Source organism: Collinsella aerofaciens ATCC 25986 (genome assembly GCF_964237925.1).
GTDB classification, from domain to species: domain Bacteria; phylum Actinomycetota; class Coriobacteriia; order Coriobacteriales; family Coriobacteriaceae; genus Collinsella; species Collinsella aerofaciens_BJ.
In genome coordinates, this window is sequence record NZ_CAXSKI010000011.1 from 50,928 (window position 1) to 72,126 (window position 21,199).

A 21,199-nucleotide genomic window follows, 5' to 3' on the forward strand; every position below is an offset into this window, starting at 1 on the left:
TTTTGATGCATTGTTATCAAATAAAAGAGCTAATTATTTTCGAGACCCAGTCCGTTATACAAGTAGGAGATACCTATGCCTACCGATTCCCTTCGTGATGCCGCGTTTTGCGATGTTTTGAACCGCGAGCTTGTCTGTGCGCTCGGCTGCACCGAGCCCATTGCCGTTGCCTATGCAGCGGCACTGGCGAGCCAGACGCTCGGTTGCGAGCCCGATCATATGGACGTTGCCTGCTCGGGCAACATCATCAAGAACGTTAAGAGCGTGACCGTGCCCAACTCGGGTGGTATGCACGGTATTGAGGCGGCAGCCGTGCTGGGTGCCGTGGGTGGCGACGCTAAGAGCGCTCTCGAGGTGCTCGAGAGCGTTAACGATGAAGACTGTGCGCGTGTGGCCGAGCTTCTCGCCGACGCCGGCTACTGCGATGTGTCGCTTGTCGAGGGTGTGCCCAACCTCTACATCAAGGTGACTGCCACGGCCGGGGGCCATACCGCGGTCGTCGAGATTACCGATCACCACACCAATGTCACGTGCCATACGCTCGACGGTATTCCGGTATGCGGCAAGTCGGCGGGGGAGTGTGCCGCCTGCGCCGAGCGCGTGGTTGCCGAGCGGGCGGCGGATAAGGCCGACACGCCCATGTCGATTGAGTCCATCATCGACTTTATTGAGGACGGCGACATTGAGGACGCCCGCGCTGCCGTTGAGCGTCAGATTGAGCTGAATGGCGCGATCAGTGCCGAGGGCCTCGCGCACGCTTGGGGCGCCGAGGTGGGCCGCACGCTGCTGGGTGCTCGTGCCGATGACGTCGCCTGCCGTGCCCGCGCCCGTGCGGCCGCCGGATCCGACGCCCGCATGAACGGTTGCGCGCTGCCGGTCGCCATTGTGTGCGGCTCGGGTAATCAAGGCATTACCTGCGCATTGCCCGTCATGGAGTATGCCGAGTACCTGCGCTGCGACCACGAGCGCCTGGTGCGCGCCGTGATGCTGTCCGATCTTATCGCCGTGCATATCAAGAGCTATATTGGTGCGCTCTCGGCGTTTTGCGGTGCGATTTGCGCCGCGTGCGGTGCCGGCGCAGCCATTACCTGGCTGTGCGGTGGTACGCGCGAGCAGATTGGCGCGACGGTATCGAATACGCTTGGCAACGTGGGCGGCATCGTGTGCGATGGCGCCAAGGCGAGCTGTGCCGCCAAGATCTCGGCTGCCGTCGATGCAGCGATTCTGGGCCACGATATGGCCATGCAGGGCCGCGGCTTCCGTGCCGGCGAGGGCCTGATCCAGGATACCGTTGAGCAGACAATCGCCAGTATGGGCTACGTAGGCCGTGTGGGTATGAAAGATACCGACGTCGAGATCCTCAACATCATGATCGGCAAAACCCAGGTCTGTTAAGACAGTTCGTCGGCTACTTGGTGTTCGTAGAAGGCTTCTACTACGGCGTTAAAGTCGCGGGCGAAGTCTTCCATGGTTCCGCACCAGGTGGCTCGGCTGGGCTTGCCCTGGCCCACAAAGGCGGTTTGGATGCCGCAATCAGGGGACGGGAAGTCGCGTTTGGGATCGTTGCCCACCATAAGGACCTCGTGCGGCTCGAGCCCCATCACCTGAAGCTGCTCTAGATAGTAGGTGGCATCGGGCTTGCAGCGGGTGGTGTTTCCCATGTGCGTGACGAGCTCAAAGGGGGCGTCGGCCAGGTCGCCCCAACCCATGCGGCACTCGATGGCCCCCTGGGGAAAGCTGGGGTTGGTAAAGAGCGCGCAACGCAGCCCTGCGTCCTGTACGGCCTGGAGCGCGGCGTGTGCGCCCGGCATGGCGTGGGCGTTAATGACATCGTCGTTCTTGTACGGAAGAACTTCGCGGTCGTAGTAGGTAAACGCCTCGTGGATGATGGGATCGGAGAGGCAGATACCGCACCTGCGCTCGACCTCGGTGCGGTAAAACTCAAGATTGGTGCGATTGTCCGTGCCGCTGCGGCGATTGGCGTTGAGGTCGACCAAGATGGTGCCGAGACGTGCCATCGTGCCACCGCGGCTGCGGCGCCCGATATCCGCGAGCATCGATGAGACATCCTTAAAATAGCGAAGGATGAACGCGTTGAGGTTGATGCTAAGAAGCGTCTCGTCCATATCGAAAACGACTGCTTTGAGCACGCGGGCACCTTTCTCGTAAATTTGATCTAGAGTCGTTGGCTCCGGATACTTTACCCCAAAGCCAAATGCCTGGCTGGTTATCGTCAAGTTGTGGAGACGTGTGTTCATAAGATTACGAAAAAGTCTCCACACGAGTAAAAAATCGCAGTTCACGCTTGAAATCGAACTCATTTCCCCGTAACCTATACGAACGTGATTGCATAAGCGTCACATTAGTATCTGTCGGCTCCCGAGTGTTCCTAAACGTTGTGTGCTTGTCGCACCCTTCTGTAGGTCCTAGCAATCGGGGCCCCGTAGTTCGAAAGGGGTCCACCTTTGAGTGAGATTCAGAACTCGTCCATTTTCTCTCTTGACGATGTCAATGAGGAGGAAATGAACAACCTCATCGACGGTACGATTACCGACTTTGATGAGGGCGATCTCGTTAACGGCACTGTCGTTAAGATCGAGCATGACGAGGTGCTCGTTGACATCGGATTCAAGTCCGAGGGCGTTATCCCGGTCCGCGAGCTGTCCATCCGCAAGGACGCTAACCCTGCAGACATCGTTGCACTCGGTGATCCCATCGAGGCTCTGGTTCTCCAGAAGGAGGACAAGGACGGTCGTCTGGTCCTGTCCAAGAAGCGTGCCGAGTACGAGCGTGCTTGGAACCGCATCGAGGAGAAGTTCAACTCCGGCGAGAACGTCGAGGGCGAGGTTATCGAGGTTGTCAAGGGCGGCCTGATCCTCGACATCGGCCTGCGCGGTTTCCTGCCTGCTTCCCTCGTCGACCTCCGTCGTGTCAAGGACCTCACCTCCTACATGGGCACCCGCATCGAGGCCCGCGTCATCGAGATGGACCGCAACCGCAACAACGTCGTCCTCTCCCGTCGCGTCGTGCTCGAGGAGTCCCGTAAGGCCGAGCGCTCCGAGATCCTGTCCAAGCTCAAGTCTGGCATGCGTCTCCAGGGCACCGTTTCCTCCATCGTCGACTTCGGCGCCTTCGTCGACCTCGGCGGTATCGACGGCCTCATCCACATCTCCGAGCTTTCCTGGAACCACGTCAACCATCCTTCCGAGGTTGTCAAGGTCGGCCAGGAGGTCGAGGTCGAGGTTCTCGACGTCGATCTCAACCGCGAGCGCATCTCCCTGGGTCTCAAGCAGACCACCGAGGATCCGTGGCGCGCACTGGTCAAGAAGTACCCCGTCGGCGCTATCGTCGAGGGCACTGTGACCAAGCTTGTCCCGTTCGGCGCTTTCGTCGACCTGGGCGAGGGCATCGAGGGCCTGGTGCACATCTCCGAGATGGCCAACAAGCACGTCGACCAGCCTTCTCAGGTCACCCACGTGGGCGACAAGGTTCAGGTCAAGGTCATGGAGATCGACCTCGACCGTCGTCGTATCTCCCTGTCCATGAAGTCCGCTGCTGAGACTCTGGGCGTCGAGATCGAGGTTACCCCGCTGCCTTCCGAGAAGAAGGACGAGGAGACCGACGCCGAGTAAATCGGTTTGACGATCACTTGTATTAAGGGATCCGTCCGCAATGGACGGGTCCCTTTTTGCATTTTCTGTAGAGGTGCGCGGTGCTGCCCAGGCTGGCCACGGGCTATTTGGTTGTCGGCGCATGAAAAAATGCCGACATCCCGCCTCGGGGAGGAGGCGGGAACACACCGAGTAGACGGAGGGGTGCGGAGCGCGGTCGCGTCTCGACTGACGACGTTGCCCATCGACAGGATCATTGTAGCGCATGGCGGTTCTTGGTATATCGTGTCGAGCGTTTGCGTTGTGCCATTGCCTGCGGCAACGGTGTGTTACACTCTTGCACTGCTGAGTGGGCCAGACGGTCGCGCGATGTGCTGCTTGCAGCACGCGTGAGGAAAGTCCGGGCTCCAGAGGGCGGGATGCCGGCTAACGGCCGGGCGGAGTGATCCGACGGAAAGCGCCGCAGAAAAGAAGACTCCCACCTGCGCCGCAAGGCGTAAAGGGAAAAGCTGAAACGGTGGTGTAAGAGACCACCAGCGTCGTGGTAACACGGCGGCTTGGCAAGCCCCATCCGGAGCAAGCGCGAATAGGAACGCTATGGGCCGGCCCGGTCCGCGTTCGGGTAGCGTGCGTGGAGCTGCACGGTAACGTGCAGACAAGATAAATGACCGTTCACGACAGAACCCGGCTTATAGGCCCACTCAGCACTTTGTTGACGCTGCGAACCCGTCAGCGCGGCAATCTGCCTTTCAAGCCTTCGGGCATGACCATAAGGTCAATGCCCTCGTCTTTCAAGGCACCTTGCTCGCGCTGACGGGTTCTCGCTTTCGACGGCGTCAGCTGGCCGATTTGGCGCTCATTCGTCGGTCGCCGCCATAAGGCGTGCTCCCTCCTCTTTCGGGCCAAATCGACTCAGCTGACGCCGTCTCGCTGTTGGCGACGGCATCATTGGCGTTTCCGTTCTTGTTGGCGAGGGCAACGGTACGGTTTCTGCCGTATTATTGAGGCTGTTTGTTGCTTTGCTTGTTGTTGAGGGGCTTTGTTGGACAGCTATTTTACTCTGCAGTCGAATATTGAGGCTTCGGGCGAGTTTGTGGACCGCAAGAGCCGGTTTATTGCCCAGCTGGTCCATATTGAGTCCGAGGATGAGGCGAATGCCTTTATCGAGATGGTTCGCAAGCGTCATTACGACGCTCGACACAATGTTCCCGCGTGGATTTTGGTCGATGGACGCGAACGCCAGAGCGATGACGGTGAGCCGAGCCGCACGAGCGGTATGCCGACGCTCGAGGTGCTGCGCGGCGCGGGGCTCAAAAATGTTTGCTGCGTAGTGACGCGCTATTTTGGTGGCACGTTGTTGGGGCCTGGTGGCTTGGTACGCGCCTATACCGCGGCGACGCAGGCGGCGGTGGCCGCGGCTCAGGAGGCAGGGCAGATCGTTGAGATGACAAGCGTCGTGCCGGTTGACGTGCATGTGGCCTATCCGCAGTATGAGCAGGTGCTTCGTTTGGCGCAGGATTCGGGTGCCAAGGTTTCGGATACCGATTTCGCGGATGCCGTGACACTTCATTTTGTGTTTAAGGCAGGGGAGCAGGAGTCGTTTTGCGTTAAGATGCGCGAGCTTATGGCGGGGCGCGAGGAGATCGAGGTCGGCGCTCCCGAGTTTGCCGAGTTCTAACGACGACGGCCGGCGTTCTTTTGGATGGATCCCAAACGCGCCGGCCGTCGTTTTATGTTGCTGCCGTTTACTCGGCGAGCTGCTTTAGCACATCGCAGGCGATCTCGACGGCATCGTCGATGCAGCCGGGGCAGCTGCGGAGCGGACCTTTATCCGATCCGATGCCCTTGAGCGTGCCGCAGACGGTCGTCGTGTTCTTCTCGCCAAATCGCTTGGCAATCTCGCGCGACAGCTTGTAGGTCTGGCCTTTGGTCTTGGGGTTTTCCATGCCGTCGCTCATTACAAAGCCCATGATGGCCACGGCGCCCGAGATGGCGCCGCAGGTCTCGGTCATGCCACCCATGCCGGCGCCAAAGCCCTCGGTGAGGGTAAAGGCGGTCTGGGGGTCGAGCCCGACGGCAGGTGCGAGCGTGCAGGCAACGGCCTGTGCGCAGTTAAAGCCGCGGGCGTGGTATTCGGCAGCCTGAGCCTGGCAGGCGGCGGTGTCGAGCTGGGTGGTATCGATCTGCTTCATCGTTGTCTCCTTGGTCACGGTGTACCCGCCTATGGTACCCGTGACGGGGCATGTAATCATCGAGAGCTTCATGTATGCCTCATTTTTATCTATCGAGCAAATGCCCAAGGCTTGAGATAAATACCCCTAATCAATTTGTCCCATAACCTACCTTGGGGATGGGTTGAGAGGGGTGCAGGGTAGCGGTATCGTGAACCGAATAAAACGTAACCCAGGTAAGGGAGCTAGATATGAGCGAGCAGACTATCGGTACTACATGTGTTCAGGGCGGCTATCACCCGGGAGATGCGGAGCCGCGCCAGGTGCCCATCTACCAGTCCACCACGTGGAAGTACGACACGTCGGAGCACATGGGCAAGCTGTTTGACCTGGAGGAGTCTGGCTACTTCTACAGCCGTCTGCAGAACCCCACGTGCGATTTGGTTGCCGCCAAGATCTGCGAGATGGAGGGCGGCACCGCAGCGATGCTCACGAGTTCGGGCATGGCTGCGAACTTCCTCGCGATCTTTAACGTTGCCGGTGCCGGCGATCACGTGGTCGCAAGCTCTGCCATTTACGGCGGTACGTATAACCTGCTCGCCCACACCATGGGTCGCATGGGCTTGACCTGCACGTTCGTTGCCCCCGACTGCACCGATGAGGAGCTCGAGGCAGCCTTCCAGCCCAACACAAAGCTCGTCTTTGGCGAGACGATCGCAAACCCCGCCCTTGCCGTGCTCGATATTGAGCGCTTTGCCAAGGCCGCACATGACCACGGTGTGCCGTTGATGGTCGACAACACCTTCCCGACGCCCGTGATGTGCCGTCCCTTTGAGTGGGGCGCCGACATCGTTACGCACTCCACCACCAAGTACATGGATGGACATGCTGCCTACCTGGGCGGCGTGATCGTCGACCACGGCCAGTTTGACTGGATGGCCCATGCGGACAAGTTCCCGGGTCTCACCACGCCTGACGAGAGCTACCATGGCGTGACCTATGCCGAGAAGTTCGGTCGCGAGGGCGCCTTCATTACCAAGGCCACCGCGCAGCTCATGCGCGATCTTGGCCCCATGCAGAACCCGCAGGCGGCGTTCTTCTTGAACAGCTCGCTCGAGAGCCTGCATGTGCGCATGCCGCGTCATTGCGAGAACGGCCTGGCCGTTGCCAAGTTCCTGCAGAGCCATCCCAAGGTGCGCTTCGTGAGCTATCCGGGCCTGGAGGGCGACAAGTACTATGACCTCGCTCAGAAGTACATGCCAAACGGTACCTGCGGCGTTGTGAGCTTTGGCTTTAATGGTGGTCGCGCGGCGGCCGAGACCTTTATGAAGAGCCTCAAGCTCGCCCAGATCGCCACGCATGTGGCCGACGCCCGCACCTGCTGCCTGCATCCCGCTAACGCTACGCACCGCCAGATGAACGATGAGGAGCTCATCGCCTGTGGCATCTCCGCCGACATGGTGCGCCTGTCGTGCGGCCTCGAGGACACGGCCGATCTGATTGCCGACCTTGAGCAGGCACTCGAGCAGTGCTAGGCTAGCTCCGTACAAGGTGCCGATGCTGGCAGAAAGCTTCGGTGACCTTTCGTTCCGATTCCGTAGGCGGGACCCCAATCGCGGCTGTTTGCAGGCGATCGGGGCCCCGTTTTTTGCGTTAGGCCACTCGAAAGGATGGATATGGAGAAAACTGCAGAGCAGCTGCGCCGCGAGCACATTGTCCTAGAGGGCGACACCCATGGCAAGAACAAGTGGGCGATTCTGTTCACCGTGCTCATCATGACGTTTATGGTGTGTCTGGATTCGACCGTCGTGACCGTGGCGCTGCCCGTGATGCAAAAGGAGCTGGGCGTGGGCCTCGATCGCATTCAGCTGGTAAGCTCGGTGTATCTGCTTGCGACATGCGTGGCTATGTTGCCGTTTGGCCGTCTGGGCGACGTGCGCGGCAAGGTGAATGTGTTCCAGCTGGGCGTCATCGTCTTTTCGGTCGGTTCGCTGCTGTGCGGCCTTTCGGCCTCGCTCGAGGTTCTTATCCTGGCACGCATTGTTCAGGGCATCGGTTGCGCGGCGGCCATGGCTAACAACATGGGTATCATCACCGAGTCGTTTCCGGCGCGCGAACGTGGCCGTGCCATGGGTATTCTCGCGACCTTCGTGGCCCTCGGCATGATGTGTGGCCCCGTGCTCGGTGGCATGCTGGTGGCAAGCTTTCCCTGGGAGAGCATCTTCCTCATCAACCTGCCCATTGGCGTCATCTCGTTTATCGTGGGGCTCTACACGTTGCCGCATGTTAAGCCGGAGGCCGGCGACCGTCCCATGTCCCTTGCCGAGGCCGCTCGTCGCTGCTTTGCAAATTCGGCCTTTACCATCAACCTTGCCTGCATGCTCATCGTGTTCGTTGGTATTGGCGCATCCGAGTTTATCCTGCCGTTCTATTTTCAGGACGCCCACGGCTTTGGTTCCGACATTTCCGGATTGCTGTTTTTGGCGCTGCCGATGGTGAATGCCTTTATCGGCCCGCTTTCGGGTGCGGTTTCGGACCGTGTTGGCTGCGAGGGTCCCACGGCGGTCGGCCTGGGCGTGTACGTGTGCGGGCTCTTTGCGGTAAGTACGCTCGACGAGCACTCTTCCATCCCTGTGATTGTGTGCTGTGCCGCGTTTATGTCGTGCGGTACGTCGATTTTCCAGAGCCCCAACAACTCGCTGTATATGGGCTCGGCTCCGCGCGAAGCGCTCGGCTTTGCGGGCAGCCTGGGTAGTTTGGCACGCTACGCCGGCATGGCGCTCGGCATTACGGCGGCGTCGCATATCCTGTATGGGCAGATGAGCGTGGCAATGGGCGAGGCCGTGACCAGTTTTGTTACAGGTCGTCCGGACGTATTCCTATTCGGCTTTCGCTCGGTGTTCTACGTACTCATGGCTGTGGCCGCCGTGGGCTTTGCGCTTGCCATGGTGCGTTTGGTGAAGATGCGCGCCCGCCATTAGCATGTTGGGAGGCTGTCTGCCACGATTCGCGCCGTCCCAAAAAGACTGGTTTGTGGTGCGATGTGGCTTGTGGGGCGGGCGGGGGTCGGTCCGTGGTAGACTATCGAACAACGTTTATTAATCGCGCGGTATCGTTGCCGCGAGAAGGGGTTGCGCCATGCAGGAGCTTGAGGATCGTATTCGCCATGACGGCATCGTAAAGGCCGGTAACGTCCTTAAGGTCGATGCCTTCCTCAACCACCAGTGCGACGTTGAGCTGTTCGACCACATGGGTGCCGAGTGGGCCCGTCTGTTCGAGGGTGTCGAGATCAACAAGATCCTGACGATTGAGGCTTCGGGCATTGGCATGGCCTGCATCGCAGCTCAGCATTTTGGCGGCGTGCCGGTGGTCTTTGCCAAGAAGGCGCAGTCCATCAACCTCGATGGCGAGCAGTATGCCACGACCATCTACTCCTTCACCAAGCAGAAGGAGTACCCGGTCATTGTAGGTAAGCGCTTCCTGTCCGAGGGCGACAAGGTTCTGATCATCGACGACTTCTTGGCTAACGGCTGTGCGCTTGAGGGTCTCATCAAGATCTGCGAGGCTGCGGGCGCCGAGGTTGCCGGCATCGGTATTGCCGTGGAGAAGGGCTTCCAGGGCGGCGGCGATAAGCTCCGTCAGCGCGGCTTCCGCGTTGAGAGCCTGGCCCGTATCGCCGATATGGACTGCGAGAACGGCGAGATCACCTTCGCCTAAGCGCGCAACACAAGCGATTGGTATGCGATGTGACAAAGGGACTTTCCCTTTGTCACATTTTTTATGAGGGGAGGTGTTGATATGGATGAGAACAAGATGGGATGGCGTGAGTATGCGCGCTATGCCGAGATGTCGGTCGAGGAGCTGGCGCACGATTGCGAGGTACAGGTGTTTCGCGCGACAGGTCCGGGCGGGCAGGGCGTGAACACGACGGACTCTGCGGTGCGCATGAAACATGGGCCCACGGGGATTGTCGTGACGGCGCGTGAGAGCCGCAGCCAGTTTCAGAATCGCGCGAGCTGCCTGCGTAAGCTGCGCGCTGAGCTTGAGCGTCGCGGGCGTCCACCGCGTCGACGCGTAAAGACCAAGGTGCCTCAGCGCTCTCGCCAGCGCAGGCTCAACGACAAGCACTTCAACGCCATTAAAAAGGCCAACCGTCGCAAGCTGGGCAGCGACGAATAGCCTACTCATAAGTTGCGGTGAAATAGGGACTGTTTTGCGGCTTTAGATGCATAAACAGTCCCTATTTCACCGCAACTTAGGTGGGGTTAGCGGGTGGGGTGCCAGACCTCGAGGGCGCCGGCGAGGATGTCGACCTCGATGCGTGAGGCGACAACGGGCTCGCCGTCGGCCTGGATGGGGTAGTCGGGCTCCTCAAAAGTGAGCTCGGCATGGCGGCATCGGCGCATGCGAACCGGTGGCAACTTGGTATGGTGGCCGTCCTTGGCCGAAAGAAACATAGGCAGGGCAACCGCACGCGGAACGGGGCCGCAGGCGTAGCAGACGTCGAGTACGCCGTCGCAGGGGTCGGCATCGGGGCAGATGCGATAGCCCGAGCCATAGGTAGGACCCAGCTGAATTGCCATGATGATCGCCCGCACGCGCTCGGCGGGCGCGCCATCAAAGCTGATGGTCATGGGGTAGTTGCGATAGCGCAGGCCAAACTGCTCAAGTCCCGATAGGGTGTAGAGCGGAGCGCCGGCGAGGCCCGTCTTTTTGCGCAGCTCGGTGGTGCCCAGGCCGATGGCGGCATCGATGCCGACCGAGAGCGTCTGGTCGTAGTACTCAACGGTAGCCTCGCCGCTGCCGCTCGCAGGGCTCCACGAGCGAATGCGCCCGATGTCCTGACGCTGCAGCTCGCAGGTGAGCAGCGCGCCAAAATCCTTACCGGAGAAATCGTCGATGCCGAGCGTTTGGGCAAAATCGTTGCCAGAGCCCACGGGTAGGATGGCAAGAGCGGGGCGGGTGTCCTCCTCTTGCGTCATAAGCCCGTTGACGACCTCGTGAATCACGCCGTCGCCGCCAAGGGCGATAACGGTGCGATAGCCCTGGGCCTGTGCGGCCAGCTCCTTGGCGTGTCCCATGCGCTCGGTTAGCACCAAGTCAAACTGGGATGCGCGTGCAGTCATGTCCAAAAAGCGTTGCAGGCGCTCGGCAACTTCGTGCGCCGCACCCGACTGGGCGGCTGGGTTGGCGATGATGAGCGTGCGGCCAAAATCAGTTGCGTGCATGGGGCGACTCCCGGCGTATGACGTGACGGTGCGGTCGCGCTCAGGTCGAATTGCCCCCGATTGTGGCTGCACGTCGAATACTTACGTCTACTCTATCAGGTCGTTGTGGCGCTCGATAGCATCCGCTACCGTACCGCCCTCATCCACAATAAGCGAACGGCGCTTGGGCGAGATGATGCGCTGGGCGGGGTACACGCCGCGGTGTCCGGCAGTTAGGTAGCTGATAAAGGCCACGATGACAAAGAACCCGGCTGCCGTGCCGTGGAACAGGTCGATGGCCATCATGCAGGTGGTGATGGGCACGTTGAGGCCGGCACAGAACACGCCGAGCATGCCGAGAGCCGCCAGAAAACTGGGGTCGATTCCGACGAGGCAACCGATCCAGCCGCCGAGCGCCGCACCGATGCCAAACAGGGGCGTGACCTCGCCGCCTTGGAAGCCCGCACCCAGGGTAAGCGCTGTGACGACCAACTTGATGGCTGCGTCTGCCAGGGTGGTGTTGCCGGCAAATCCGGCGCCGGAAAGCCACGTGGAAAGGCCGGCGTAGTCCCAGGCGTCGAGAAGGGCATAGGCGGCCAAAACCACGAGTGCGCCTATGAGTGCGCGAACGAGGTAATTGGTGATAAAGCGACCGTACAGGCTCTTGACGGTTCGAACTGACCAGGCAAAGAGGCGTGCCGTCAGACCGAAGATAATGGCGCTGATAACAACGATGACAACCGTCCGTGGTGTCATGTTGGGAACGCTGGCGATGACATTCGCTTCGTACTCGGTACCCAGGGCGAGTGATGTAAAGTAGCCGGTAAACGAGGCGACCAGGCAGTAGATGCCCGCGGTGTAGTCGATCTTGCCGATAAAGCACATCTCCATGCCAAAGAAAGCTCCGGCAAGGGGCGAACCGAATACGGCGCCAAAGGCCGACGAGATGCCGGCGAGCATGAGGTCGTGGTGGTCATGCTTTTTGAGGTGGGCGAGGCTCGAGATGTTGCTGGCGATGGTGCCGCCAATCTGCACCGCAGCTCCCTCACGACCGGCCGATCCGCCGGTGAGGTGCGTGAGCGTGGAGCAGACGAAGGTGAGGACGGCCATGCGCATATGGATGAGGCGTGTGCCCAGAGCGGAGTCGATGACCAGGTTGTTACCGCGTTTGGCGGCAAGACCGTGGTTTTTGTACACCCATGCGGTGGCAACGCCCACAACGGGAAGCAGCGCGTAAATCCACGCATGGTGCTCGCGATAGTCAGTCGCGATATTCAACGAGGCCAAAAACGCCCAAGCGGCAACGCCCATGGCGAGCGATACGGTGACGACGAGCACGAGCAACTTGGCGCTCACGAGTAGGTTGCGGACGTTGCGGCGCGTGTCGGCAGCTAAGAGATGCTCGGAGCGAGTGAGCTGATGTCTGCCTGCCATGATGACGTCGTTCAGGGAGAAAAAGCCGCCGTCGTCGAGCGGCTGGGAATGATCCTGCGTTTCGTTTGCGCTTTCGGTTTTGTCGGTAAAAGCCATACGTTCCTCTTTTGGGTTGCAACACGAGCATTATAGAACGTGCCAAACGAGACAAACCGGCAGGTTGGTTTCGGCTCTGTTTCGCCGTCCGTTACCGACAGGTGTATTCGCGGTCGCAGGCCAGGTCTTGAGCAGGCGGCGAGGGATTATACTGAGATAAACATAAAGAATCGGCGCCCGTGATGTGCGCCGCTGCATGCTAGAGGTGTATATGGCAGAGATACTCATTCCGTTGGAGGACGCACAGGCGATCGTCTTGTCGCACGTGAATCGCACCGAAGTTGTCGAGATTCCCGCGTGGCAGGCTGCCGGTCTTCCCTTGGCAGAGGACGCGGTGGCCGATATCGACATCTCGCCGTTTGCCAACAGCGCTATGGACGGATATGCCGTGCGCTCGGCGGACTTGACGCAGGCGTCTGACGAGGCGCCGGTGACGCTTGACGTTATCGGACACGAGGCCGCGGGCCATGTGTTTGAGGGCGCAATCGGCGCGGGCGAGACGGTCCGCATCATGACGGGCGCGCCGGTACCCGAAGGTGCCGATGCCGTGGTGAAGTATGAGATCGTCGATGTGCTCGACGGTGACGGCAACGAGGGCTCGCGAGCGAGGTTCTCGGCGCCGGCCAAGGTAGGGGAGAACGTTCGCTCTGCTGCCGAGGAGGCCCATGCCGGCGATGTTGTGATGCACGCCGGCGAGGTCGTGGCTCCGGCGGGCGCGGGTCTGCTGGCGAGCGCCGGATACGCGAGCGTGAAGGTGCACGCTGCCCCGCGTGTGGGCATCATCTCGCTGGGCACGGAACTGGTCGCACCGAGTAAGGTACCGGCGCGTGGTCAGATTCGCGATTCCAACTCCTCGGCGCTGATGGCCGAGGCACTCGATGCCGGCGCCGAGCCCGTGTTCTACGGCATCGCGCCCGATGATGAGCAGGCGATTGCCGAGCTGGTACATCGCGCCACGCGAGAGTGCGATTTTGTCATTACGAGCGGTGGCGCCTCGGCGGGCGATTACGACTATGTGACGGCGCTCGTCCGGCGCGAGGGCGAGGTGCTGTTTGACCGCATCTCGATGCGTCCGGGCAAGGCCATCACGTTTGGCTTGCTCGGGGGTAAGCCCTACCTAGGGCTTTCAGGCAATCCGGCCGCGGCGTATGTAGGCTTTGAGATGCTTGCCCGTCCGGCGATCCGCAAGATGCGCGGCTTTGCCGAGGGCGTGCGTCCCGTGCAGCAGGCGACGCTCACACATGGCGTGAAAAAGCGACAGCATCGCCGCTTCTTCGATCGCGCCACGGTTTTGCGCGACCCCGAGACCGGTGAGCTGTTGGTGACCGAGGCCAAGACGCAGAATTCGGCGCTGCTCGGCACGATGCAGCGGGCCAATTGCCTGTTGCGTATTGACGAAGGACCGTGCGACCTTGCGGCGGGCGACGTCGTGGATGTCGTGCGTGTCGACCTGCCTGAGGGAACGGTGCTATAGGAGGATCGCTATGGAGTTGAAGATTTCGATCGTGACGTGCTCGGATACGCGCGACCTTGCCCAGGACGAGGCTGGGGCCGCACTCGAGGAGCTTATCGAGGCACAGGGCTGGACGGTCGCCTCACATGTGGTCGTGCGCGACGACGTCAGCGAGATTGGTGATGCCATCGTGGAGGCCGCCGATGAGTGTCACGCCAATGTCGTGCTCACCTGCGGCGGCACGGGGCTTTCGATGCGCGATGTGACGCCCGAGGCGACGCGTGCCGTCTGCGACCGCGATGTGCCGGGTATTGCCGAGGCGATCCGTGCGTACTCCATGACCAAGACGCGCCGCGCCATGCTCTCGCGCGCTATTTGCATGCAACGAGGTCATACACTTGTCGTAAACTTTCCCGGTTCTACGAAGGCCGCCCGCGAAAGCTGGGAGGCCATAGCAGATCAGCTGGAGCACGCAGCTCAGATGACAGCGGGCGGCGGACATACCAACTAAGCGGTTTACCTGCGGCGGGGCGACCTAAACGGCTGCTCCGCCTTTGTTTTCCGCCGAAGCGACGCCGAGGTGCACGCTAACTCGAAACTATATTCTCTGGCGAGAATAATTTCTCACTAACATTATTCGCGCAGAAGTATAATCTGGTTGCAGATTAAAGCCCGCGGTGGGGTACCCGGGCACAAGGTCCGAAAGGGTTGAATATGTTCGATTTGGTTTCTCGCCGCGGATTCGTCTCACTTTCTGCTGTCGCCGCTGCCGGCCTTGGTCTTGCCGGTTGCTCGGGCAGCAAGACGTCCGAGCCGGCCGGATCCGATGCCGGCTCCGCCAAGGCCTCTTCCAAGAAGGAAACCGTCGAGCTGCAGGTCTTTGCCGCCAACTCCCTCGAGAAGGCCCTTCCCGAGGTCCAGGAGCTCTACACCGACCAGACCGGCACCACCTTTGCCGATACGCAGTTTAAGGCCTCCGGCGACCTCGTTGAGCAGATGAAGGCCGGCGCCACGGTCGACGTGCTCATCACCGCTTCCAAGGGTACCATGGATGACGCTGAGACCGCCGAGCTCGTCGACGCCGACACGCGTGAGGACATGTTCGTCAACGACCTCGTGATTATTCGCGCCGAGGGCTCCGACACCAAGATCGAGGCCATCGCCGACGTCGCGAACCTGGACGGCAAGATCGCCATCGGCGACGCCAAGACCGTCCCCGCCGGCAAGTACGCCAACCAGGCGCTGGCTTCCGTGGGCCTCTACACCGGCATCGAGGGCGACGACGGCGAGTATGCGCCCGAGATCGCCGACAAGGTGGCCCTGGCCGACAAAGTTGGTACCGCCGCCGCCTATGTGTCCACGGGCGACTGCGTGGCTGGATTTGTCTACAGCTCCGATATCTTCCGCTACGACGGCATCGAGGAGGCCTTCGTGTGTCCCGAGGACTCGCACAAGCCCATCGTGTATCCGGGTGCCGTTGCCGAGAGCTCCGAGCACGCCGACGAAGCCAAGGCGTTCATCGACTTCTGTCTGACCAACAAGAAGGCTCAGAAGATTTGGGCCAAGTACGGCTTTGAGCTTTCCGCGTAGTGCGGCTTGGCGCGATAATTCCATCGTTTTGTGTTTCACTCCGTTCTTGTATTCGCTTGGAGCTTTTCGTGCTTAATAGATTCCGCATGCTTGTCGCCTGTGCTTTGACCTTCGCGCTTTGCTGGGTGCCGGGATTTGCGTTTGCTGGGGACGCTGAGGACGGGGCCCAGGTTGCTGCGACCGCTCATGGGCTTTCCTATGGGATCGAGGGTTTTGAGCGGCTGGCCAAGGGGACCGCTCGTGCCATGGAGGGCCAGCCTGAGGGCTACCGGTTTCCCGTTGACGAGGACGTGGACCTTGTGGTGGCGCCTGCTGCCGATCGCGTTGTGGTGTGGATATCGCCCAAGGCGGTCGAGAAGTATGGATTGGATCCGCAGGACAACGAGTGCGTATCGGGTCTCAAGGCCCTCGTCTGTAAGCTCGACAGCGCAAACTGCATGGGAGGTGCGCAGCTGGGGGACGTGGATCTTCCTTGGTATGTCACGGCGGAAACAACGTTTGATTCCGGCGGGTATACCTATGGCTTTGACGAGCGCGGTGCGGATGGGGACCGCTATGTGGTGATTGCATCAGCCTCGGGTGATGCCAAGGGCGGCGCGCGTTGGCTTGATAGCGCTCACATGGTAGAAGCATCGTCTGTCGTATTGCGGGATGAGCAGGGGCCCTGGACCTCTCTGACCTCCTTTTTGTGCGACATCGACTATCGCCCGTTTTGGGTGTCCATTAAAACGAGCGGTCTTGCCCTGGTGATCGCGTTTGCGCTGGGCCTGTTCGCCGCGTGGAAGACCATGGGTACCTCGAGTCGCATCAAGGGCCTGCTCGATTCGGTCTTTACGATTCCTATGGTGCTGCCGCCTACGGTGTGCGGCTTTTTGCTGCTTATGCTATTTGGTCGATCGACCGGGGTCGGTCGGTGGCTTATCGCGCACGGCGTCTCGATTGTCTTTACGTGGCCGGCGGCGGTGATCTCTGCCGTGGTGGTGTCGTTCCCGCTCGTCTATCGTACGGCACTCGGAGCCTTCGAGAGCCTCGACACGCAGATGCTCGACGCCGCGCGAACCTTGGGATGGTCCGAGCGTCTCATCTTTACCAAGCTTATGATGCCGCTTGGGTGGCCCTCTATTGCCGCCGGCACGGTGCTCGCCTTTGCCCGCGCGATGGGCGAGTTTGGCTGCACGCTGTTCTTTGCGGGCAACTACGCCGGTATTACGCAGACCATTCCCATCGCCATCTACTTTGAGTGGATGGGCGGCAACACGTCGGTGGCCCTCTTTTGGGTCGTCGTCGTGATTGTCTTTAGCTTTTTGGTCATCCTGTTCATCAACATGTACACCGCTCATTCGCAAAAGTATCGCGAGCGGGGCCTTTCCCGTGCGGAGCGCAAACAGGCCAAAGATCTCGCCGGACAGGGCGATTCGCTCGACCCAGTCGGCGGCGATGCCCTGCGTATCGATCGCGAGGCGCTGGCCGAGCTCATGCGCGATGATGCGGCGCCGCAGGGAGGTCGATAGGTCATGTCACTCGTTCTGGATATCAAAAAGCGCTATCCCGGCTTTATGCTCGACATGCAGCTTGAGGCCGGCGAGGAGCGCGTGGCGCTGCTGGGCGCCTCGGGTTGTGGCAAGAGCTGCACGCTGCGCTGCATTGCCGGTGTGGAGACGCCCGACGAGGGCAAGATCGTCGTCAACGGCGTGACCTTTTTTGACTCGGGGGCGGGCATCAACCTGTCGCCCCAGGAGCGAAAATGCGCCCTGCTGTTCCAAAACTATCAGCTGTTCCCTAATATGACAGTGGCCGATAACGTATGTGCCGGCGTAAAGGATGCGGGCGACGCCGCGGCGCGCAAGCAGCTTGCCGAGCGCTACCTGGGTATCTTTGGACTGGCCGATTTTGCCGACCGCTATCCCGCGCGACTCTCGGGCGGTCAGCAGCAACGTGTGGCGCTTGCGCGCATGGTGGCGGCGCATCCGGGCATTTTTATGTTCGACGAGCCCATGAGCGCACTCGATTCCTATCTTAAGAGCGCCCTCGAACAGAACATGCTCGACCTGTTCGATGTATGCAACCGCACCGTGCTCTACGTGAGCCACGATATTGACGAGGCATGCCGCCTGTGCGAGCGCATTTGCGTGATGCATAACGGACATGTCGAGGAGATCGGCTCCGTCGAGGACGTGGTCCGCCGTCCGCAGACGCTGGCGGCGCTGCGCCTGACGGGCTGCAAGAACACAAGCCGGGCGCGCAAGATCGGCGACGAAGAAGTTGAGGCGCTCGATTGGGGCATGACCTTTAACGTGGGTCGCGAGGTTCCCGATAATGTGGCGTACCTGGGCATTCGCGCGAGCTACTTCCATGTGGACAACCGTGCCGAGCGGGGTCGCAACAGCTACGACCTGCACGTGGCGCGCGTGAGCGATTCGCGTTTTGAGCGCCTGGTGCTGTTGGATGCGCCGCGGGCCGATGCGCCAACGCGTCTGCAGTGGAAGGTCAACAAATTGAGCGTACCAGCGGATGGGTTACCGCAAGAAGGCGAGACCCTGCGTATGCATTTTGATGCCAGCAGGATCCATCTGGTTTGTCGGTAGCGCCGGGTAATGCCGTCGGGGATATAAGTCTCGGCGGCTTTGTCTTGCCGTTCGCCGAATGGGGAATGACAAACTCTTATCAACACAGATAATTATTTATTAAACGACGGCACACGAGGTTGTCGTACGAATGTCAACGGTGTTCGCATGGTCGACGACCGTTGATATAGTTGACCTCAACTTGTAGAGGAGGGTGCGCACATGCCGCAGACGACATACATTCGCCGCGTTGCCGCGCGTGCCCTATATATGGCTCGGAGCCGCATATGAGCAGGTATGTTCACGGCTCCGGGAGAGACGACGCACAACTAAATAACCGTCCGCAAGGCAGGTTCCCTAAAATTCCGGGTTTGAGCACGGCCGGACAATCGCCGTCCGTCGTGCATCGATACCGCCGTTATCCGTTTTTGGTTCGAGAGGGGAACCGTCATGGCTGAAGAATTTGATTTCCATCCGATGTGGGAGAGCCTCGGCATGAATCTTGCCGACCACGACCTGCTGCTGGGCGCCGTGGGCCAGATGTACGGCGATATGTTCCTGACGCAGAACAATCGCCCCAAGTCTACGTCCTACCTGGATTTTGTCGCCACCAACATCCACAGCGGCCGTATTAAGGAGATGCTCGACAAGAAGGAGGCCGGCGAGGCCACCAAGATCGTCGGCTCGTTCTGCGTCTACGTGCCCGAGGAGATCGTACTTGCCTGCGACGGTATCCCCGTGGGTCTATGCTCTGGTGCCGATTGGGCAACCGATAAGGTCGAGGAGCACCTGCCGCGCAACACCTGTCCGCTTATCAAGAGCTTTGCCGGCTTTAAGCTGGGCGAGGTCTGCCCCTACATTGAGTCGAGTGACTTGGTGGTAGGCGAGAACACCTGCGACGGCAAGAAGAAAGCCTACGAGTTTTTTGCCACGCAAAAGAACATGTACGTCATGGATATTCCCAACGTACACGACGAGTCGACGCTCGTGACCTGGAAGGCCGAGGTCAAGAAGCTCGCCGACAAGATCGAGGAAGAGTGTGGCGTCAAGATTACGCCCGAGCGTCTGAAGGCCGCCATCCACGCCGTCAATGAGAAGCGTCGCGCCCTGCAGCGCCTCGCAGCCACGCGCGCTGCCGACCCGGCGCCCATCAGCGGTCTCGACAGCCTGCTGACCGTTCAGGCCGCCTTTATGGACGACACGCCGCGTCTGACCGGAGCCATCAACGATATGGCGGCTGAGTGCGAGCAGCGTGTCGAGGCCGGCGAGGGCGTGACGCCCAAGGGGACCAAGCGCATCCTGTACACCGGTACGCCCATGGCCGTGCCCAACTGGAAACTGTTCAACCTCATCGAGAAGGCCGGCGGCGTTGTGGTCGGCGAGGAGTCCTGCACGGGCTCGCGCTACTACAAGGACCTGGTCGACGAGTCCGGCGAGACGGTCGACGAGATGCTCGACGCCATCGCCGAGCGCTACTTTAAGATCAACTGCGCCGTCTTTACGCCCAACGACCAGCGTATGAAGGACATCGTTCAGATGGCCAAGGACCTGCATGTAGACGGCATCGTCGACGTGGCCCTGCAGTTCTGCACGCTCTACGAGATGGAGTCGTTTGCCGTGGAGAAGGCCGCCGAGGAGGTCGGCATTCCGTTTATGCACATCACGACCGACTACGCTGGCGAGGATGCAGGTCAGTTACAAACCAGGATCGAAGCTTTCTTGGAGACCATTTAGGACTATCCGCCCCGGCGGCTTTCCCGGGCACCCGATCTTGCCGTTCAAACCGTCGCTTGTGTACCAAAGTACGCGGCGCTCCTCTTTTACGGCAACCTCGGGCACCTGGGAAAGCCGTTTCCTTGGTTGGTTGAAAGGTTTAGAAGTTATATGTCGGAAAATATTGAGCAGCCGTTGCCGTCCACGTTTGAGGAGTTCAACGAGCAGCGCAAGGCGGCGTTTATTCGCGTCAAGGATTATAAGCAGGCGGGTAATCGCCTGGTCGGTTTTCTGTGCAGCTACACGCCGCTCGAGATTATCGATGCCGCGGGGGCTGCGAGCGTGGCGCTGTGCGGCACGTCCGACGAGGTGATTCCCGAGGCCGAGAAGGTGCTGCCGGCAAATCTCTGTCCGCTCATCAAGTCGACGTACGGCTTTGCCTACTCGCAAAAGTGCCCGTTTACGTACTTTAGCGACATGATCATCGGTGAGACCACCTGCGACGGCAAGAAGAAGATGTACGAGCTACTCAACGAGCTCAAGCGTACGCACATTCTGCACCTGCCGCAGGGTCGCGATCGCGCCTACGAGCGTGAAGGCTGGTACGAGGAGTGCCGCCTGCTCAAGGAGGAGCTCGAGAACTTCTACGGCATCGCGATTACCGACGATGATCTGCGCGCTGCCGTCCGTCGTCGCAACCGCTTGCGTGCGGCCCAGCTCGAGATGTTTGCGCTGCAGGCCAACCAGCCGGCGGCCATGAGCGGCGTCGATCTGATGAGCACCATGTTTGCCGGTACGTTCAGCTTTGATATCGAGGCCTATACGCAGCAGCTGGAGCAAAAGGTTGCCAAGCTGCGCGAGACCTACGACGCGGGTGAGCGCCCGGTCGCGGCAGACGCCAAGCGCATTCTGATCACCGGCTGCCCGGTGGGCGGCGTGATCAACAAGATCGGCCGTACTATCGAGTCCAACGGCGGTGTGGTCGTGTGCATGGACGACTGCTCGGGCGAGCGCACGGCGGCCATGATGATCGACCCGGAGGCTCCCGACATTCTGCGCGCCATCGCCGACCGCTATCTGGATATCAACTGCTCGGTCATGACGCCCAACGACGGTCGTATGGAAAACACGCTGGCCATGTGCGAGAAGTATCACGTCGATGGCGTAGTGGAGAGCGTGCTCCAGGCGTGCCACACCTTTAACGTGGAGAGTGCACGCATGCAGGAGGCCGTCGAGGGTGCGGGCATTCCGTATATGAAGATCGAGACCGACTACAGCAACGGCGACATGGGCCAGATCGAGACTCGCATCGCCGCCTTTATCGAAACCCTCTAGCTTCCTCAGGCACCGGATCTTGCTC

Annotated in this window: 17 protein-coding genes, 1 other RNA gene and 1 pseudogene; 15 read left to right on the forward strand and 4 right to left on the reverse strand. The window is 60.4% G+C overall.

Annotated features, from left to right (window positions below; genetic code table 11):
- The first annotated feature begins 75 nt into the window (after window positions 1–75).
- Window positions 76–1,395 (forward strand): L-cysteine desulfidase family protein, encoded by a 1,320-nt coding sequence (locus ACESWY_RS06620; RefSeq protein ID WP_373093716.1) that lies wholly within the window; start codon window positions 76–78, stop codon window positions 1,393–1,395.
- Here ACESWY_RS06620 and ACESWY_RS06625 read toward each other — a convergent pair.
- Window positions 1,392–2,150 (reverse strand): HAD family hydrolase, encoded by a 759-nt coding sequence (locus ACESWY_RS06625; RefSeq protein WP_373093718.1) that lies wholly within the window; start codon window positions 2,148–2,150, stop codon window positions 1,392–1,394. The genes ACESWY_RS06620 and ACESWY_RS06625 overlap by 4 nt on opposite strands.
- 315 nt (window positions 2,151–2,465) lie before the next feature.
- On the opposite strand from ACESWY_RS06625, the gene rpsA reads away from it, so the two are divergent.
- The 3 genes from rpsA to ACESWY_RS06640 all read left to right on the forward strand — a co-directional run bounded on the left by rpsA (window position 2,466) and on the right by ACESWY_RS06640 (window position 5,289).
- The gene (gene rpsA / locus ACESWY_RS06630) at window positions 2,466–3,632 is read left to right on the forward strand and encodes a 30S ribosomal protein S1 (RefSeq protein WP_022095232.1); all 1,167 of its coding nucleotides are present in this window, start codon (window positions 2,466–2,468) and stop codon (window positions 3,630–3,632) included.
- Between the two features lie 325 nt (window positions 3,633–3,957).
- An RNA gene (gene rnpB, locus ACESWY_RS06635) (RNase P RNA component class A) lies at window positions 3,958–4,319 on the forward strand.
- 331 nt (window positions 4,320–4,650) lie between these two features.
- Window positions 4,651–5,289, forward strand: coding sequence for a YigZ family protein (locus ACESWY_RS06640; RefSeq protein ID WP_196031896.1), 639 nt, complete (start codon window positions 4,651–4,653; stop codon window positions 5,287–5,289).
- A 67-nt stretch (window positions 5,290–5,356) separates the two neighbouring features.
- Here the strand turns inward: ACESWY_RS06640 and ACESWY_RS06645 are convergent, their stop codons facing one another.
- Window positions 5,357–5,803 (reverse strand): C-GCAxxG-C-C family protein, encoded by a 447-nt coding sequence (locus ACESWY_RS06645; RefSeq protein ID WP_229055579.1) that lies wholly within the window; start codon window positions 5,801–5,803, stop codon window positions 5,357–5,359.
- A 230-nt stretch (window positions 5,804–6,033) separates the two neighbouring features.
- Between ACESWY_RS06645 and ACESWY_RS06650 the strand changes: the two genes are divergently transcribed.
- The 4 genes and pseudogenes from ACESWY_RS06650 to ACESWY_RS06665 form a co-directional block, all read left to right on the forward strand.
- Complete coding sequence (locus ACESWY_RS06650; RefSeq protein WP_035138013.1) at window positions 6,034–7,317, forward strand: O-acetylhomoserine aminocarboxypropyltransferase/cysteine synthase family protein; 1,284 nt, start codon at window positions 6,034–6,036, stop codon at window positions 7,315–7,317.
- Window positions 7,318–7,458: 141 nt separating this feature from the next.
- Window positions 7,459–8,763: an MFS transporter gene (locus ACESWY_RS06655; RefSeq protein WP_373093721.1), complete on the forward strand. Its 1,305-nt coding sequence runs from the start codon at window positions 7,459–7,461 to the stop codon at window positions 8,761–8,763.
- A 157-nt stretch (window positions 8,764–8,920) separates the two neighbouring features.
- On the forward strand, window positions 8,921–9,499 hold the full coding sequence (locus tag ACESWY_RS06660; RefSeq protein WP_195544895.1) for a xanthine phosphoribosyltransferase: 579 nt from the start codon (window positions 8,921–8,923) through the stop codon (window positions 9,497–9,499).
- 153 nt (window positions 9,500–9,652) lie between these two features.
- Window positions 9,653–9,961, forward strand: a pseudogene (locus tag ACESWY_RS06665) (peptide chain release factor family protein); the annotation flags it as partial.
- An 86-nt stretch (window positions 9,962–10,047) separates the two neighbouring features.
- Here the strand turns inward: ACESWY_RS06665 and ACESWY_RS06670 are convergent.
- Window positions 10,048–11,010 (reverse strand): diacylglycerol/lipid kinase family protein, encoded by a 963-nt coding sequence (locus ACESWY_RS06670; protein WP_373093723.1) that lies wholly within the window; start codon window positions 11,008–11,010, stop codon window positions 10,048–10,050.
- Between the two features lie 87 nt (window positions 11,011–11,097).
- The gene (locus ACESWY_RS06675) at window positions 11,098–12,519 is read right to left on the reverse strand and encodes a chloride channel protein (protein WP_373093725.1); all 1,422 of its coding nucleotides are present in this window, start codon (window positions 12,517–12,519) and stop codon (window positions 11,098–11,100) included.
- A gap of 211 nt (window positions 12,520–12,730) precedes the next feature.
- Here ACESWY_RS06675 and ACESWY_RS06680 point away from each other — a divergent pair, with 211 nt between their 5' ends.
- The 7 genes from ACESWY_RS06680 to ACESWY_RS06710 all read left to right on the forward strand — a co-directional run bounded on the left by ACESWY_RS06680 (window position 12,731) and on the right by ACESWY_RS06710 (window position 21,174).
- Window positions 12,731–13,993: a molybdopterin molybdotransferase MoeA gene (locus ACESWY_RS06680; protein WP_148332157.1), complete on the forward strand. Its 1,263-nt coding sequence runs from the start codon at window positions 12,731–12,733 to the stop codon at window positions 13,991–13,993.
- A 10-nt stretch (window positions 13,994–14,003) separates the two neighbouring features.
- Window positions 14,004–14,483 (forward strand): MogA/MoaB family molybdenum cofactor biosynthesis protein, encoded by a 480-nt coding sequence (locus tag ACESWY_RS06685; RefSeq protein WP_118080408.1) that lies wholly within the window; start codon window positions 14,004–14,006, stop codon window positions 14,481–14,483.
- Between the two features lie 203 nt (window positions 14,484–14,686).
- Window positions 14,687–15,562 (forward strand): molybdate ABC transporter substrate-binding protein, encoded by an 876-nt coding sequence (modA, locus tag ACESWY_RS06690; RefSeq protein WP_346979085.1) that lies wholly within the window; start codon window positions 14,687–14,689, stop codon window positions 15,560–15,562.
- Window positions 15,563–15,630: 68 nt separating this feature from the next.
- Window positions 15,631–17,073 carry a molybdate ABC transporter permease subunit gene (gene modB, locus ACESWY_RS06695; protein WP_226790559.1) on the forward strand — a complete coding sequence of 481 codons (1,443 nt, stop codon included), beginning with the start codon at window positions 15,631–15,633 and terminating at the stop codon, window positions 17,071–17,073.
- A 3-nt stretch (window positions 17,074–17,076) separates the two neighbouring features.
- Window positions 17,077–18,147, forward strand: coding sequence for a sulfate/molybdate ABC transporter ATP-binding protein (locus ACESWY_RS06700; RefSeq protein WP_196031902.1), 1,071 nt, complete (start codon window positions 17,077–17,079; stop codon window positions 18,145–18,147).
- A 429-nt stretch (window positions 18,148–18,576) separates the two neighbouring features.
- Complete coding sequence (locus ACESWY_RS06705) at window positions 18,577–19,860, forward strand: double-cubane-cluster-containing anaerobic reductase (RefSeq protein WP_217107794.1); 1,284 nt, start codon at window positions 18,577–18,579, stop codon at window positions 19,858–19,860.
- A gap of 150 nt (window positions 19,861–20,010) precedes the next feature.
- Window positions 20,011–21,174: a double-cubane-cluster-containing anaerobic reductase gene (locus ACESWY_RS06710; RefSeq protein WP_373093730.1), complete on the forward strand. Its 1,164-nt coding sequence runs from the start codon at window positions 20,011–20,013 to the stop codon at window positions 21,172–21,174.
- The last annotated feature ends 25 nt before the right edge of the window (window positions 21,175–21,199 follow it).